The organism is Massilia agri, assembly GCF_024753255.1.
In the GTDB taxonomy this organism is placed as follows: Bacteria; Pseudomonadota; Gammaproteobacteria; order Burkholderiales; family Burkholderiaceae_D; genus Telluria; species Telluria agri.
In genome coordinates this window covers 38015-54141 of the sequence record NZ_JANUHA010000021.1, presented here as the reverse complement: position 1 = coordinate 54141, position 16127 = coordinate 38015, and the positions used below count along the sequence as shown (strand labels likewise).

Annotated in this window: 9 protein-coding genes and 2 pseudogenes; all 11 read right to left on the bottom strand. The window is 60.0% G+C overall.

Annotated elements, in window-relative coordinates; all coding sequences use genetic code 11:
* Positions 1 to 9 precede the first annotated feature (9 nt).
* The 11 genes and pseudogenes from NX780_RS21960 to NX780_RS21910 all read right to left on the bottom strand — a co-directional run bounded on the left by NX780_RS21960 (position 10) and on the right by NX780_RS21910 (position 15454).
* A complete protein-coding gene (locus tag NX780_RS21960) occupies positions 10 to 3174 on the bottom strand; it encodes a CusA/CzcA family heavy metal efflux RND transporter (RefSeq protein ID WP_258830017.1) in 3165 nt (1054 codons plus the stop codon).
* Positions 3175 to 3188: 14 nt separating this feature from the next.
* Positions 3189 to 4412 (bottom strand): efflux RND transporter periplasmic adaptor subunit, encoded by a 1224-nt coding sequence (locus NX780_RS21955; RefSeq protein ID WP_258830016.1) that lies wholly within the window; start codon positions 4410 to 4412, stop codon positions 3189 to 3191.
* On the bottom strand, positions 4409 to 5713 hold the full coding sequence (locus NX780_RS21950; protein WP_258830015.1) for a TolC family protein: 1305 nt from the start codon (positions 5711 to 5713) through the stop codon (positions 4409 to 4411). Before NX780_RS21950 ends, NX780_RS21955 begins: the two co-directional genes overlap by 4 nt.
* 114 nt (positions 5714 to 5827) lie before the next feature.
* Positions 5828 to 6154 (bottom strand): cobalt-zinc-cadmium resistance protein, encoded by a 327-nt coding sequence (locus NX780_RS21945; protein ID WP_258830014.1) that lies wholly within the window; start codon positions 6152 to 6154, stop codon positions 5828 to 5830.
* 86 nt (positions 6155 to 6240) lie between these two features.
* The gene (locus NX780_RS21940) at positions 6241 to 7161 is read right to left on the bottom strand and encodes a cation diffusion facilitator family transporter (protein WP_258830013.1); all 921 of its coding nucleotides are present in this window, start codon (positions 7159 to 7161) and stop codon (positions 6241 to 6243) included.
* 231 nt (positions 7162 to 7392) lie between these two features.
* Positions 7393 to 7973: pseudogene (locus NX780_RS21935) on the bottom strand (efflux RND transporter permease subunit); the annotation flags it as partial.
* Positions 7974 to 8082: 109 nt separating this feature from the next.
* Positions 8083 to 8454 carry a four-helix bundle copper-binding protein gene (locus NX780_RS25390; protein ID WP_258830012.1) on the bottom strand — a complete coding sequence of 124 codons (372 nt, stop codon included), beginning with the start codon at positions 8452 to 8454 and terminating at the stop codon, positions 8083 to 8085.
* 303 nt (positions 8455 to 8757) lie between these two features.
* Positions 8758 to 9336 (bottom strand): copper-binding protein, encoded by a 579-nt coding sequence (locus NX780_RS21925; protein ID WP_258830011.1) that lies wholly within the window; start codon positions 9334 to 9336, stop codon positions 8758 to 8760.
* Between the two features lie 50 nt (positions 9337 to 9386).
* Positions 9387 to 12509 (bottom strand): annotated as a pseudogene (locus NX780_RS21920) (efflux RND transporter permease subunit); the annotation flags it as partial.
* Entirely contained in the window at positions 12506 to 14110 is a 1605-nt protein-coding gene (locus NX780_RS21915) for an efflux RND transporter periplasmic adaptor subunit (RefSeq protein ID WP_258830009.1), read from the bottom strand. The gene NX780_RS21915 and the pseudogene NX780_RS21920, both read right to left, overlap by 4 nt.
* The gene (locus NX780_RS21910) at positions 14111 to 15454 is read right to left on the bottom strand and encodes a TolC family protein (protein ID WP_258830008.1); all 1344 of its coding nucleotides are present in this window, start codon (positions 15452 to 15454) and stop codon (positions 14111 to 14113) included.
* Positions 15455 to 16127: the final 673 nt, after the last annotated feature.

The following is a 16127-nucleotide window of genomic DNA, read 5'->3' as shown; positions in this document are numbered from 1 at the left end:
CCCATACGCTTACTGGACGACCACTTTCGCCGGCTTTACCGGTTCGTCATCAGGATCCTTGCGATGCGCGAGCCGATAGAGCAGGGGAAGAACGAGCAGCGTCAGTGCGGTCGAGGACAGGATCCCGCCGATGACGACGGTTGCCAGCGGCCGCTGGACTTCGGCGCCCGTCCCGGTCGCTATCGCCATTGGCACGAAGCCCAGCGATGCGACCAGGGCAGTCATCAGGACCGGCCGCAGTCGTGTGAGCGCGCCATGCGTGATTGCCGTGTCCAGGTCCATTCCCTCTTCACGCAAGGTCCGGATATAGGAAATCATCACGAGGCCGTTCAGGACGGCCACGCCGGACAAGGCGATGAATCCCACTGCCGCGGAAATCGACAGCGGAATTCCCCGCAGGGCCAGGGCGATGACGCCGCCGGTGAGCGCGAACGGGATGCCGGTAAAGACGAGCAAGCCATCCTTCACGTTGCCGAACATCGCGAATAGCAAGGTGAACACGATGAAGAGGGCAAGCGGCACGACGATCTGCAGGCGCTGGGTCGCCGACTCTAGCTGCTGGAAGGTGCCGCCCCAGCTGGTCCAATACCCCGGTGGGACCTTGACCTTGCCTGCGATGGCAGCCTGCGCTTCAGGAACGAAGGTGCCGATATCCCGGCCTCGCACGTTCGCACTCACGACGATGCGCCGCTTGCCGTTCTCCCGGCTGATCTGGTTGGGCCCTGGCGTGAAGTTCAAGGTGGCGACTTCGGCGAGGGGAATGTAGGTCGTTGCGCTACCTTCCTTGGCTGGCAGGGGAATTGGCAGCTGCCGCAATGCGTCCAGGTCGGTGCGCATCGCTTCGGGCAGGCGAACCACGATGTCAAAGCGGCGGTCACCCTCGAACATGGTGCCGGCTTCGCGCCCACCAGTGGCGATTGCCAGTGCTTCCTGCACGTCGCCGATGTTCAGGCCGTACCTGGCCGTCTTTTCGCGGTCGATATCGACGGTCAGCATCGGCAGGCCGCCGGTCTGCTCCACCTTGACCTCAGCCGCACCAGGCACCCGTTGGAGGACCTCGGCAATTTCCTTGCCAGTGGTTTCCAGCACGGCCATGTCGTCACCGAAGACCTTCACGGCGACGTCGCTGCGTACACCCGAAATGAGCTCGTTGAACCGCAGCTGAATCGGCTGCGAAAGTTCATATGCATTGCCGGCATACTTTTCCGCTTCCTCCTCGATCGCCTCGATCAGCTCGGCACGGGTCTTCCTTGGTGCCGGCCACGCGGACTCGGGCTTGAGCATGATGTAACCGTCCGAGATGTTGGGTGGCATCGGATCCGAAGCAATCTCGGCGGTACCGGTGCGGGCGAATACGCGATCGATCTCCGGGAACTTCGCCTTCAGGCCGGCCTCGAGCTTCTGCTGCATCTCCACCGACTGGCTCAGGCTCGTGGCAGGGATGCGAATCGCCTGCAGCGCGAGGTCGCCTTCGTTCAGGTTCGGGATAAATTCGCTGCCCAGCCGTGTGGCCAGCAGTCCCGACAGGAGCACCAGCACGACGGCGCTGGTAATCACTAAGGCGCCGTTACGGAGGACCTTTTCGAGGGCCGGTGCATAGGCTCGCTTGGCCGCAACCATGATGCGGTTTTCCTTTTCCGTGACGCGCTTGCCGATGAACAGGGCGACGGCTGCGGGAATGAAGGTGATCGACAGGATCATCGCCCCGAGCAGCGCGACGACAACGGCAAAAGCCATGGGATGGAACATCTTGCCTTCGACGCCTGAAAGAGCAAAGATCGGCAGGTACACCACCATGATGATGAGCTGGCCGAACAGCAGAGGGCGACGCGCTTCTTTTGCAGCCGCGAACACCTCGTGGAAGCGTTCGGTAAGGGTCAACTGGCGCCGGTGGTGTTCCTGCGCGTGCGCGAGGCGCCGTACGCAGTTCTCGACAATGACGACCGCGCCGTCGATGATGATGCCGAAGTCGAGCGCACCAAGACTCATCAGGTTCGCGCTAACCCGGTAAGTCACCATCCCGGTAAAGGTGAAGAGCATCGAGAGCGGGATGACCAGGGCCGTAATAATTGCAGCGCGGATATTGCCGAGGAAGAGGAACAGGATCACGATCACGAGAACCGCGCCCTCGAGCAGGTTCTTCTTGACCGTATTGATCGCCTTGTCCACCAGTGTCGTGCGGTCGTACACGGGAATCGCCACTACGCCCTTCGGCAGCGAACGGTTCACCTCGACCATCTTGCTGGCCACTGCCTGGGAGACGGCCCGGCTGTTTTCGCCGATGAGCATGAAGACCGTTCCCAGCACGACTTCGCGGCCGTTCTCCGTTGCCGCCCCGGTACGCAGCTCGCGTCCGACGTCGACCGTCGCGACGTCACGCACGCGGATGGGAACGCCGTCGACGTTGCTGAGGATGGTGTTGCGGATGTCGTCCAGTGTGCGCACCTGGCCGGGCGCCCGGACGAGGAACTGCTCGCCGCGGCGCTCGATGTATCCCATGCCGACGTTGCTGTTGTTGCGGTCAATCGCATTGACGACGTCCGACAAGGACAGCCTATAGGAACTGAGTTTTGCCGGATCCGGGGCAATCAGGTATTCCTTTGCGAAGCCGCCGATCGAATTGATCTCGGTGACCCCGGGAACCTGGCGCAGCTGCGGCTTGATGATCCAGTCCTGGATCTCGCGCAGGTCGGTGGGCGTGTAGGGCGTGCCGTCAGGCTTTTTGGCCCCTGGCTCGCTTTCGACCGTCCATAGGTAGATTTCACCCAGGCCCGTCGAGATCGGCCCCATCATGGGCGTCACGCCGGGAGGCAGGTTTTCCCTGGCTTCCTGGATCCTCTGGTTGACGAGCTGGCGTGCGAAATAGATGTCGGTGCTGTCCTTGAAGATGACGGTCACCTGCGACAGGCCATAGCGCGACAGCGAGCGGGTCTCTTCGAGTCCAGGCAGGCCGGCCATCACGGTCTCGATGGGAAAGGTGACACGCTGTTCGACTTCGAGCGGCGAATAGCCGGCCGCCGAGGTGTTGATCTGCACCTGGACGTTGGTGATGTCGGGTACCGCGTCGATGGGCAGCTTCTGGTAGTTGTAGATGCCGACGGCGGCCATCGCAATGACGGCCAGCATGACTAGCCATCGGTGTTCGATGGCAAAGCGAATGATGCGTTCAAACATGTCCGGATCCTCGCTCAGTGTTCATGCTCGGCACTGCCCTTGCCCTGCTGGGCCTTCACGACGAAGCTACCGGTCGTGACATAGGGTGCGCCCGAGGCCAGGCCGGAGACGATCTCCGTCAGCTTTCCGTCGCTGACGCCGGTGGTCACCGGCTGGGCCTGGAACCCCTTGGCGGTTTTGACGAACACGACGTTCTTGCCTTCCAGTGTCTGCAGGGCGTCGGAAGCAACGGCAACCGCAGCGTCCTTCTGCCCACTGACCACGGAAACGTTGACGAACAGGCCGGGGCGCCATGCGAGTCCCGGATTGTCGATCACGACCCGTGCGCTTGCGGTCCGGGTCTCTTCGCCGAGAAGGTTGCCCACGTAACTGACCTTGCCTGCTACGGACGGGCCACCGGCTGCCGACCTGACTGTGACCGCTTGGCCGACGCGGACCGAGGCCAGGTCTTTCGGCGCGACCGCGATGTTCACCCACACGGTCGACAGATCCGAGACGAGGAAGACGTTCGCGTCCTCCTTCACTGCTTCACCCTGGGCGAGGTGTTTTTCGACGACGACACCGGTAAACGGAGCTCGCAGGACAAAGCGGTTGACCGCGCCGGCCGATACGTCCGCGCCGAGTGCGGTCAGTTTCGAGCGAGCCGCCTGCGACTCGATCTCGGCTTCGCGATAGGCCTGTTGGGCCTGGAGGTAATCCTGCTCAGCGGAGACCTTTTGTTCCCACAGCTTCTTTTCGCGCTCGTAGGTGATGCGCGCCAGCTCGAGCCTCTTGCCGGCAGCGAGCGCGGCACTGCGCAGGTCCGCCAGTTCGGCGCTGGCGATGACGGCCAGGGGTTGTCCCTTTTTCACATCCTGGCCAAGCGAGGCGGCAACCGATTCGATCACGCCCGCAACGCGCGGCACGACGTGTGCCGTCCGGTCTTCGTTGAAGCGCACCTCGCCGGGGAGGACAAGTTCGGTGCGAATGGCTGCCGGACCGGCCGTTGCAGTGGCGATGCCGGCGGTCTGGATCTGCTGCGGGCTCATTTCGATGAGGCCGGGCTCTTCGGCATGACCTTCTTCCTTCTCGTCGCCGTGTTCGGCCTTCGTCTCGGCGGTTTCCTCCGCGTGCTCGCCGCCTTCCGGTGCCGGAGTGCTATCGCTTTTCCAGAACACGATCAGCAGGGCCAGTACGATGCCGACTGCGATCACAGCCGCGATGGAAAGCGCCGATTTTTTGTCGATATTGAACTTCATGGGGTAATCCTGTTGGTATTGGTGGCGCCGGTGCCAGCGTCGGCAAATCGGCCAAGCTCCGCGCTGAATCGGTAGCTGTCGTAGAGTGCCTGTACGTACTGCGCGCGGCTTTGCAGCAGAGTGCGCTGGGCATCGAGAACATCCAGGAAGTTGAACTTGCCAGCCTCGAAACCGATGACGGCGGCATCGAAAACACGTTGCGCTTCCGGCAGAATTTCCTGCCGCATGGTGCGCACTTGGTCCCTCGCCAGCTGGGCGCGCTGATAGGTACTGGTCAAGGTCTGGTCGAGCCTCAGCTGCTGCGCATCGCTTTCGGCGCGCGCCTTGTCCGCACGGGCGAGCGAAGCTTGCAGATTGCCCTGGTTCCGGTTGAACAAGGGGAGCGGGAGCGAGACGCCGAGCACGGTTTGCGTTCGCCCCATCTCCTCATCCTTCTGGCGGCCGACGACAAGGGTGACGTCGGGCATGCGCTGCGCGCGGTCGACCGACACCTGCGCCTCTTCGCGCTCGACCTGCAGGCGTGCGCGCTGCAGCTGCGGCGAGCCCGCCAGGCGTGTTCGCAAGTCTTCAAGGGAAGGAACAGCCGCGAGCTCGTCTACTGGCTCGACCAGGGCCAGAGTTCCCGGCTGTGCCTGGCCCCAATACGCCGTCAGCAAGCCGCGCGCGATAAGCAGTTCGCCGTCGGCCTGGGAAAGGTCGAGGCGTGCAGTCGACTCGGCTACCTTTGCACGCGACAGTTCGACAGGCGAGACACGCCCGGCGGCAACACGCTTCTCAGCCGCCGCCCTTGCTTTTGACGCAATGTCGAGCGAGGTTTGCGCAAGGCGTACCTGTTCCTGGGCGCCCAGCGCGTTGAAATAGGCGGCAGTGACGTCAGCGCGTAGTTCGGCCCGAGCCACGCTTGCGGCCGCAAGTGCAAGCCGGCTGTCGCGCTCGGCGAGCTCCACGCGGGCGCGCCGCTTGCCGCCAAGCTCGACCAGCTGGCTCAGCTCGAAGGTACGGGTTCTCGTACCGCGCTGCGTTCCCTCGGTCGTGTAGGAGATTGTGGGATTTGGCAGTAATCCCGCCTGGCGGCGCCCGGCGCCGGCGATGACGATGTCCAGGGCGCTGGCGCGCAGGCTCGGGTTGGCGGCCATGGCCATGTCGACCGCCTTTTCGAGGGTCAATAGCGTGCCGGCGGCGGGTACGGTGGGAACAGCGGCCGCGCGCCCGACTGGCGGATCGCCAGCCAGTTGTGCGGCCGCAGGGAGCGCCCATGCCAATAGCACGAGCGACCCAACAACAATACGTTTGGGGTGCATGAATAAACTCCGAAAACAATAGGCGAAGGATATTCAGCGACGATCCGCATCAGGAGTGCCGTGACGACACTCCTGAGAGACATTAAGACTGACTAGTTACGAGTCGCCGCCGAATCAGACGACGGCAACCCATTGGGGCCGCTCGGGCGGGGCCACATCGATAGAGGAGAGGCGAAGCAGGGGGGAGATGGGTGCAATGCGCAGAGGTTCGGAAACCGCGGCCATGACAGGCAGCGCCTCGAACGTCAGGGGCGTGTGGGTACAGGAAGTGCAGTGCGAATGCAGCGTCCCTGTTTTCGACTTGGATGGCTGGTCGAGCGAACTGAAAGCCTCTTGAGCAGGCTCGTCGTGCGACGCATGGTGGCCAAGATGCTGTGCAGCGCGGCCGGTTTCGTGCTCGCAATACTCTGCCACGACGCTCCAGCTAAGCTGAAGCATCATGATTGTAAGCACAAGGTAAATAAACCGGCGGGTCATAGGAAAAGTATAGCATGGCCTCATGCAATGGACTGCGCTCTTGTCATTCTTCAGTCCTGCCGCCTTTGTCGAATCTCGGACCCTGTACGTGTTTTCTCTTCAATATGGTCCATAGGCGTTCCGATGTCGATTGCAATGTGTTCAAAGGCCTTGTCGCCAATGAGGGTTGTCACGTGCGACTTGATCGACATGACTTTGTCTGGAAACGCTTTCTGCGAGACGATGACGTGGGTTGTCAGTACGTGCTTCTCGCCGTCGATCGACCAACTGTGGGTATCGTGTACATCGATGACCTCGGGAATAGCCCTCACCGCAGTTTCGAAGGCAGGAAGGTCAAAGGTGGACGGAGTCCGCTGCAGAAAAACTTCGAAGAACTTCCGGAGATTGCGGAAAACGTTCCACAACACGAAGAGCGAAATACAGATCGATAGGGCCGGGTCGATCCAGGGGAGGTCCCAGACTGCCATCACCGCTGCGCCGATCAGCACCGCAATCCAGCCGAGGGTGTCCTCCAGCAGGTGCCAACTGACGACTTTCTCGGTCAGCGACTCCCCCTTGCGAACACGCAGAACCGCTGCGCCATTGAAGATGACGCCAACCACCGCCAGAACGATCATACCCGTCGCGTTGACTTCCTCCGGATCGAGAAGGCGCTGCGCTGCGTTCCACAGGATAAAGCCGATGCCGGCAATCAATACGATAGCGGTGATCAGGCCGCCAAGCAGTGAGTATCGAGCGTAGCCGTAGGTGTCTTTCGGGGTGCTGCCGTGCTTTGAAAGACGATCGAAGTACCAGGCGAGTCCGAGCGAGATCGAGTCACCGAGGTCATGCACGGCATCGCTGAGAATGGCCACGCTATTCGTCCACAGTCCGCCGGCGAATTCGATCAGCGTAAACGTAAAGTTCAGTAGAAATGCAACCTTGAGGTTGCCGCTGCCGTTGTGGACGTTGTGGCGGTGCTGGTCTCCCATCCATCATTCCTCATCGGTAAATGCCAGTCGAATGGCTTATCAGACTCTTTAAAGTACTGTTGAGCATCCTACAGTTATGCGAATAAAAACGACGCCCGTAAGAGGAGGCTAGTCAAACTGTCTGCGATCGGCGGCCTCCTGCCAAGCGCCCGAAGATCGGAAGGTTGGTGTTCGCGGCCTTTTCGAATCGTAATGCGAAGCACGCCTTCATGGACGTCCGGCGCCTTGAAGCTAGGTCACTTCGTTCTGACGCTTACCTATACGCCGCTCTTGTAGTAGCCGCCAGGCGGCAGGGATCACAAACAGCGAAAGTAGCGGTGCGGTGACCATTCCGCCAATCATCGGTGCATCGATGCGCTGCAAGATTTTGGAGCCGGCCGCGCTTCCGAGATATTCGAACTGCCCCGACCAGCCGATGGCATAAGCTGGCGGCAGCGAGACGTTGTCGCGGACACGCTCCGGCATCGCACGAACCGCAGTGAGCAGGCCAACACCGCGGGCATCGACGTATACCCAACCTGACAGGCGCGCTTCCTCGCTTCGGATCGTTAGGGAACTGTCCATCACGACGACCGTCGTCACGTCGCCAAGACGAATCTGCGGGCCCAGCGGTGACGATCGGCAGCTAGCGCAGGACCTGGAATGAGTCGCGGTGGTCCTGCGGGTAGCGCAAGCTGATCGGGAAGCGCCGGCGCCCGTCGACGACTTCGCGCGCGTTGTCGCCACCGATCGCCGGACACCACTGTCTGGATGTCGGCCACGCTCATCCCATAGCGCGAAGCGCGCAGCCGGTCTATGCTGGCGCCGATATGAATTGGGTCGTGGGTTCGAAGGTCGCAAGTAGCAGCAATTCGACGGGATCACCCGCATAACGGCAGAGTCAACTTCGGGATCCGCGCCGCAGATCCCGAAAAAGGTACTTTAGTGGGCGTGAGTGCCTACGGAAGTTCCTTGACCACTGGTCGGCTGCATCATCCTGCGGCACTCGTCCGCACAGCGGCGGCAGGCGGCGGCGCAATCTTGGCAATGCTGGATCTGGTGGCTTGCGCATTCCTGGGCGCAGGCGTCGCAAATGTCGGCGCACAGCTGGCATAGCTGATGAGCATGCTCGGTTGCGCGGCTCATCAGCTGCGCGGCAAGACGGCAGATTGCCGCGCACTCGTCATCGAGCATAATGCAGCGCGCCATCATCCTGGGATCCGTCTCCCGCAGGCACGCCGCGGCGCAGGTATCGCACGCCTCGGCGCATTCGTAACACGCCTTGATACACGACTGGAATTGACTTTGCACCATGATATTCTCCTTGAATGTACTCAGGGTTATGGGAGCCTCTTTGGGAACCCCGTCACGCTCTGCTGGCGAGTCAATCAGGTCAGGACGACAGCTCGTTGTGCCATTTCTCGGTTCTATTTACGCCACTTTCCAAAAGCGTTTGAACAAAACCCAAAACTGACACGTGACGCGTCTTCCTGAAGATGTAGTGCGCAAGATCATATTCAATCAACCTCAGCGCAATGGCATGTCGGAGGCTAGGAATGCCTTGGCCTGCCACCGCACTGAACAGCTCGGATACGAGCATGAACGCTCGCGTCCGCCTTATTTGACGGATGAGATGACGTAGTCCGACCCTTGCTGGGTGAACTCCACCTCAACTTTTTTGCCGACTACCAGCTTGTCAAGCAATGACTTGTCCTTAACGCCGAAGCTCATCGTCATTGGTGGCCACTTAAGCGTTTTCACCTGGTCATGTGCAAGCGTCACTTTGTCGTTTGCTCGATCGACCCCCTTCACTACAGCTGAGGTTTTGTGTACCACTCCATTCTTGGATGCACCTTGGGCTTTGCTATCGGCCGCTTTCTCCTTCATCATGTCCTTGCATGCCGACATATTCATACCCTTCATGTCCTTCATGTCCTTCATATCCATACAGGCTTGTTTCATGCCCATCCCCTTCATATCGGCAGCTTGACCGAAGGCCGCGCCGGAACTGGCCAATGCAGCGAGAAGGGACAGGGGGGCAAAACGTTTCATGAGATTTCTCCTCAAAGTGGGTAAAGTAATTTTCGTCCGTGAGCAGACGACATCCCAAATATCTTCTTCATGATCGTCTCCTTTAATGATTGAGTAATCCACGGAGACCTGGTCGACTCGTGCTATCCCGTCGTTGTAACTCATGTATTTTCATAGATGGCCTCCTTGGCTCCGGATTGACGGACGTTCTCTTGTTGTACCTCCCGACGGCGCATCAACATGTAGACCACTGGCACCACAAACATCGACAGCAATGGCGCGGACAACATCCCACCGACCATTGGCGCTGCAATACGCTGCATGATTTCCGAACCCGTGCCATGGGCGATCATGATCGGCACTAAACCGGCAATGATGACCGCGACGGTCATTGCCTTTGGCCTCACACGTTGAACCGCGCCCTCGCGAATAGCGTCTAACAGATCAGCTTCCGACGCCTTTCCTGCCGCCAGGCGGGCTTCCCAGGCATGTTTCAGGTAGAGCAGCATGATCACCCCGAATTCTGCCGCAACGCCTGCAAGTGCAATGAAGCCCACCGCGCTGGCGACCGAAATGTGGTGCCCAAGTATCCAGAGCAACCAGATACCGCCGGCCAGTGCGAACGGCAAGGTCGCCATGATGAGGATGGCCTCGTCAAAGCGCTTAAATGTCATGTAGAGAAGGATGAAGATTACCAATAGCGTTGCCGGCACCACGAACTTGAGCTTCGCACTGGCGCGTTCCAGGTATTCGAACTGACCTGACCAGGAAATCGAATACCCCGGTTGCAGCTTGACCTCCTTCGCGACAACCTGCTGCATGTCGCGCACCACCGAATTCATGTCGCGTCCTCGAATGTCGACGTACACCCAACCGGACAGGCGCGCGTTTTCACTCCTGAGCATGGGTGGGCCGTCATTGATGCGGATCTCTGCCACATCACCCAGGCGAATCTGTGCCCCGCGCGGCGTCAGGACGGGCAATTGCCGCAGGTTTTCGATGGAATCCCGGACCTCGCGCGGATAGCGGACGTTGATCGGGAAGCGCTGCAGGCCTTCCACGGTCTCACCAATGTTGTCACCGCCAATTGCCGCCGAGACGACGCTCTGCACATCGGCGATATTCAGGCCGTACCGGGCTGCCTGGTCGCGGCTGATGTTGACGTCGATATAGCGTCCTCCATTGAGACGTTCAGCCAATGCCGATGACACGCCCGGAACCTTCTTGACGATCCTTTCGATTTCACTGGCAACGCGATCGATTTCCTGCAGGCTGCTACCGGCCACCTTGACGCCGACCGGACTCTTTATGCCCGTAGCCAGCATGTCGATGCGGTTCCGGATCGGCGGTACCCAGATATTGGAAAGTCCAGGCACCTTGACTACGCTGTCCAGTTCCTCCACCAGCTTGTCCGTGGTCATTCCTGAGCGCCATTGATCCCTGGGCTTGAATTGAATCGTGGTCTCGAACATCTCCAGGGGCGCAGGGTCGGTTGCCGTCTCGGCCCGCCCTGCTTTGCCAAACACGCTTTGCACTTCGGGTACGGTTTTGATCAAGCGGTCAGTCTGCTGGAGCAGCTGCGACACTTTGCCTGCCGACAGTCCTGGCAGCGCCGAAGGCATGTACAGGAGGTCGCCTTCATCAAGAGGCGGCATGAATTCCCCGCCGAGCCGCGTCATCGGCCACACGGTCACAAGGGCAATCGCAGCGGCCGCGATCAGCGTCGCCTTGGGGAAGCGCAGCACCCCATCGAGCAAGGGGCGGTACACGGCAATCAAGAAGCGATTCAGTGGGTTCTTGTGCTCCTCGGGAATGCGTCCGCGGATCAGGTAGCCCATCAGTACCGGGATCAAGGTCACAGCCAGCCCTGCCGCCGCTGCCATTGAGTAGGTCTTCGTGAACGCAAGCGGCGAGAACAGGCGGCCTTCTTGCGCCTCCAGCGTGAACACTGGAATAAACGACAGCACGATGATCAACAGCGAGAAGAACAGCGCCGGCCCGACTTCGGCCGCTGCATCTCCAATGACCCGCCAGCGATCTTCTCCTTCCAGCTTCGTCCCCGGATGAGCGTGGTTCCACACTTCGATATGCTTGTGCGCGTTCTCGATCATGACCACGGCGGCGTCCACCATCGCGCCCACCGCAATCGCGATACCGCCGAGCGACATGATGTTCGCGTTTACCCCCTGGTAGTGCATGACGATGAAGGCGATTAAGATACCGATCGGCAGTGTGACAATCGCAACTAGCGCCGAGCGCAAATGGAACAGGAAGATTGCGCACACAATTGCAACGACGACGAATTCCTCGACCAGCTTGTCGCGCAGATTGTCTACCGCCCGTCTGATCAGGTGCGATCGGTCGTAGGTCGGAACGATCTCAACTCCAGGGGGCAGACTTGGCTTGAGAGCCGCCAGTTTCGCTTTCACCGCATCGATAGTCTCCAGCGCATTTTTCCCTGAGCGCATGACGATGACGCCACCTGCAACCTCGCCTTCGCCGTTGAGCTCGGAGATGCCGCGTCGCATTTCCGGACCCAGCTGGATTCGCGCGACGTCACCCAGCAGGACGGGAACACCGGCCTCCGAAGTCATCAGGGGAATCTTGCGGAAGTCGTCGAGCGACTGCAGGTAACCGCTCGCACGTACCATGTATTCGGCTTCGCCCAGCTCGAGCACTGAACCGCCGGCCTCCTGGTTGGCCTTCTGCACCGCGTCGATGACCATGCCATGCGCAATGTTGTAGCCGCGAAGCTTCGCGGGATCGAGTACGATCTGATATTGCCGCACCATGCCGCCCAGGCTTGCGACTTCCGACACATTGGCGACCGTCTTGAGCTCGTACTTGAGGAACCAGTCCTGAAACGCGCGCAATTGCGACAGGTCCATCCTGCCACTGCGGTCGACGAGTGCGTATTCGTAGACCCAACCAACTCCCGTAGCGTCGGGGCCGAGCGAGGTCTTCGCCTGCGGCGGCAAGCGCGACTGCACCTGATTCAAGTATTCCAGTACACGCGAGCGCGCCCAATACGGGTCGGTGCCGTCCTCGAACAGGATGTAGACGAAGGAATCGCCAAAGAAGGAATAGCCGCGTACCGTTTTCGCGCCCGGCACCGACAGCATTGTCGTAGTGAGCGGATAGGTGACCTGGTTCTCGACTAGTTGAGGCGCCTGGCCCGGGTAGGATGTGCGGATGATCACCTGCACGTCGGATAAATCAGGCAGGGCGTCGAGCGGAGTACGCTGCAACGCGTAGATGCCCCACGCCGTGATCCCCACTGTTGCCAGAAGTACCAGGAAGCGATTCAGGATCGACCAGCGAATGAGTTTGGCGATCATTTCTTTGCGTCTCCCATAGCGGCAGGAGTGTGGGCGCCATGCTTGATAGCGGCGGCGCCCATGTCACCCATGCCCTGCATCGACGGTCCAGCAGGGGAAATGCTGGTGATCTGGAACGAGCCGTCCTTGGTTTGCTGGAACTCGAAGTTCACCGTATCGCCGATTGCCAGATTTTTCGGTGCGCCCGCCACCGGCACCTTGAATCCCATCGTCATTGCCGGCCATTGCATGCTTGGGATCGGATCGTGCGAAAGCGTAATTTCATCCTTGTCGATATCCTCGACTTTGCCTTGAGCGCGATGCGTCGTCGGGCCAGCGGTTTGCTGATTGCCTTCGGTTGGCACGGGGCCGCTTAGCCGGTTCGTGGTACCTCTCAGGCTGGCTTCCGAATCGATCAGGAACTGACCCGAGACAATGATTTTTTGCCCAAGGTCGAGACCTTTGAGAATTTGAGTCTGGCCATTGCTCTCGCGGCCGGTTTGGACGTCGACAGGGCTGAATTTGCCCTGACCTTGAGCGACCATCACAACACTGCGTGTACCTGTCTGGATCACCGCTTCCGTCGGGACCATCAAGGTTTCCGCGCTGGCTGCCGGCGTGAAGCTTACGGTCGCGAACATACCCGGCACCAGGCGTTGCTGTGGATTGGCGAGTTCGACACGCGCCGTCAATGTGCGTGTAGTCGCTTCAACTTCAGGCAAGATTGCGCTGACCTTGCCATGTAAGACAGTGCCTGGCAGCGCGGGGGTACGGGCTTCGACTCTGGTGCCAGGACGTACTTCAGCCGCCGCCGCTTCGGGCACCTCGGCGTTGACCCAGATTGTACTGAGCCCATTGATTCGGAACATCGGAGCGCCGGAGGCGAAGGTCATCCCTTCACGAACTGCGAGCTCTGCAACGACACCACTGATGGGCGCGCTGATGGTTACCCGAGGCTGCACCTTGCCGCTGGATTCGACACCTCGGATCTGCGCGTCCGTCATCCCGGCGAGGCGCATACGCTGCCGCGCGCCCTCCACCAGGCCGTCCGTCCCTGGACCTTTCATCTGCTTGGCCGTCAGATATTCTTCCTGCACTGCGACCCAGTCAGGCACATACAAAGCCGCCAGGGGCTGCCCCTTTTTCACCTGGTCGAGGGGTGCGCGCACGAAGAGCTGCTCGACGTAGCCGTTACTGCGCGCCTGCACGACGGCGACGTCACGCTCGTTGTAAGCCACGTTGCCGACAGCCTCCACGCTGGAGGCAAGCCTGCCCTTCGTGACTTCGGCGGTACGGATACCCAGGTTCTGTTCCACTCGTGGGCTGATGCTGACACTGCCCTCATCGCCAGCCTCGTCGGCATACACAGGAACGAGTTGCATATCCATGAACGGCGACTTGCCCGGCTTGTCGAATTTCTGGCCCGGGACCATCGGGTCATGCCAATAAAGCACCTTGCGTCCAGTAGCTTGATCTGCACCTGCTTCTTGGGCGGAGGGCGCCGATTGTGGAGCAGGGGACATCCCCATCCCGCGATTCATACCAAACTTGTAGAGGCCGTACCCGGCGGCGCTCAGTGCCGCAGCCACTAGCAGTACAGTTGTTAATTTTCTAGCATTCATTTAAAAATCCTTGTTCGCCCTGCTTCTCAATGGCTGGGTATGGCCGTATTGCGGAAAAAGAAAATTAAGTTGCGCCCACAGGCGATCGGTTTCCTGCCCGAGCTGTAAAGCCTGCAAGCGCACATCGATTTCACTGCGCCGCGCCACGAGGACGTCTGCCAGCGTGGCCTTGCCGCCACGGTAAGAGGCAAGCGACGCTTCTGTCCTGGAGCGAGCAAAAGGGATCAGTTCTTGCTCGTAGCGGATCTGTCGCTGCCTGTTTGTATGCCACTCGTTCAACATGGCCCGCACTTCAGCGACATGGGCGCGCAGCGCGTCCTCGCGTTCCGCCCTTGCTTGTTCGACCTGGGCCAGCTTCGACGACAGTTCGCGGTCCTGGCGGTTTTTCCGGTCCCACTGCAGGGGCACCGAAAGGCCGACCGATGCCATGTCCGAATACCCTGGACCGCGTTTTTGGACTGCGACCTCGATGCTCCAGTCCGCCTTCTTGTTCGCCTTTGCAAGCTGCGCTTCTGTCGTTGCGATGTCTTCCTGTTTGGCAAGCACGGCAAGTTCCGGATGGTGTCCGAGTTGGGCCTCGAGTGTAGCCTCGTCGAGGCGGATGGAGTCGACTGCCGGCTTGTCGCCGAGCGGCAACTGAGCCGCGTCGCCAATCCATCGGGCCAACACGATGTTGGCATTGCCGATGCGGCGCCTGATATCGCTTGCCTTGTCTTCCAGGAAAGCGAATGCGCTTCGTGAGTTGAAGATGTCTGCCTGGTTGCCCCGGCCGGCCCGATACGCCGACTCCGCCGCCTGGATCTCGAGCTTCGCCTGATCTAGCTGTTCGGCTATTGCGGTCGACATTGCTTCGGCGTAGTAACGGTCCAGCCAGGCCAGTGCGGTCTCGCGTTCGATTGTCGCGGTCGTGGCAGATTTTTCCGCCACCGACTTTTCCGCTTCGCGTTCAAATCGTTGCGCACGCAGGCGACGTTTGTCGGTACGCGTCAGCTCTTGCATCACGCCGATGCGTCGCATCGTCATGAAGTCGCGCGTCATGCTGAAGCGATCTTGTCCATTGATCGGTAGATTGTCGACACCGAGCTTCAGGACCGCATCGGGGAGCTGACCGGCAGCGACTGACATCTCCCGTGCAGACTGGACAGCATGGTCCTTCGCCGCCAACAATCGGGATCGCTCGACTGCCTGCTGCTGGGCTTCAACCAGCGACAGTACCCGTTCGCTGGCAACGGTGGCGTTGGTAACGACGACCGATACTGTGAATACAACAAAGAGGACTGCTCGGAGAGGCCGAACAGCCGGACGAGGCGCGGGGTGGCGCGCTTTGATATCTCGGGAAAGCATGAAACCTCCAGAATGCATTGAGTAACATCGCTCGCGCCGACGCGTAGCGATGAGGAATCAAGCAGACTGAAGGATCAAATTCGGAAGCAGCAGTTGCGAATGGCTATAGGCGGAGCCGTCGCGCGCGCGAGGAAAGCAGGAGCTGACCTGCCGAGAAAGCGCTCGAATGAAATTACTTCCAGGTTTATCGGAAGACCGTAGCCGACAGCAACGAAAGCTGCCAAAGGTGGCGTCGCAGGCTTGTCGAGCGATTGCTTAGCTGTCTGGTGGGACGCATGGCACAGATTCGGCTGTTCCTTATCCATGTCTTCGCATGGGACCATATCGGCTGGCATTGTCTGCACAGACGAGGTCATCTGACGGTCATGCCCCAGACCCAGCGCTGGGCACGCATAAGCCGACACAGCGAGTTGCATAAACAATATGCTGAACAGCACTATTGTCGCGGCAATTAGTCGAGATGTGCGTGGAAGTCTCATGGTCAGTTCGAAGTCTAGGCTCGCCCTATGTCTTTGTCAATTGAATGGGCCTTCATGGAAACGCCGTATCTGCCCCAGGCATGCAGGGTGTGACGAGGAATTATTGATCGTGTCTTGTCGGAAGGAGCAAACTCAAGAACTCGAAGACATACCTGCCGGATTTCTGGGCCGAGGCGGTGAAGCTGCTGGAGCAA

What these genes read in the sequence shown, in the direction of transcription:
- NX780_RS21910 (WP_258830008.1), bottom strand. Translation starts at nt 15,454, where the DNA reads ATGCTTTCCCGAGATATCAAAGCGCGCCACCCCGCGCCTCGTCCGGCT.
- NX780_RS21945 (WP_258830014.1), bottom strand. Translation starts at nt 6,154, where the DNA reads ATGATGCTTCAGCTTAGCTGGAGCGTCGTGGCAGAGTATTGCGAGCAC.
- NX780_RS25390 (WP_258830012.1), bottom strand. Translation starts at nt 8,454, where the DNA reads ATGGTGCAAAGTCAATTCCAGTCGTGTATCAAGGCGTGTTACGAATGC.
- NX780_RS21955 (WP_258830016.1), bottom strand. Translation starts at nt 4,412, where the DNA reads ATGAAGTTCAATATCGACAAAAAATCGGCGCTTTCCATCGCGGCTGTG.
- NX780_RS21925 (WP_258830011.1), bottom strand. Translation starts at nt 9,336, where the DNA reads ATGAGTTACAACGACGGGATAGCACGAGTCGACCAGGTCTCCGTGGAT.
- NX780_RS21940 (WP_258830013.1), bottom strand. Translation starts at nt 7,161, where the DNA reads ATGGGAGACCAGCACCGCCACAACGTCCACAACGGCAGCGGCAACCTC.
- NX780_RS21950 (WP_258830015.1), bottom strand. Translation starts at nt 5,713, where the DNA reads ATGCACCCCAAACGTATTGTTGTTGGGTCGCTCGTGCTATTGGCATGG.
- NX780_RS21960 (WP_258830017.1), bottom strand. Translation starts at nt 3,174, where the DNA reads ATGTTTGAACGCATCATTCGCTTTGCCATCGAACACCGATGGCTAGTC.
- NX780_RS21915 (WP_258830009.1), bottom strand. Translation starts at nt 14,110, where the DNA reads ATGAATGCTAGAAAATTAACAACTGTACTGCTAGTGGCTGCGGCACTG.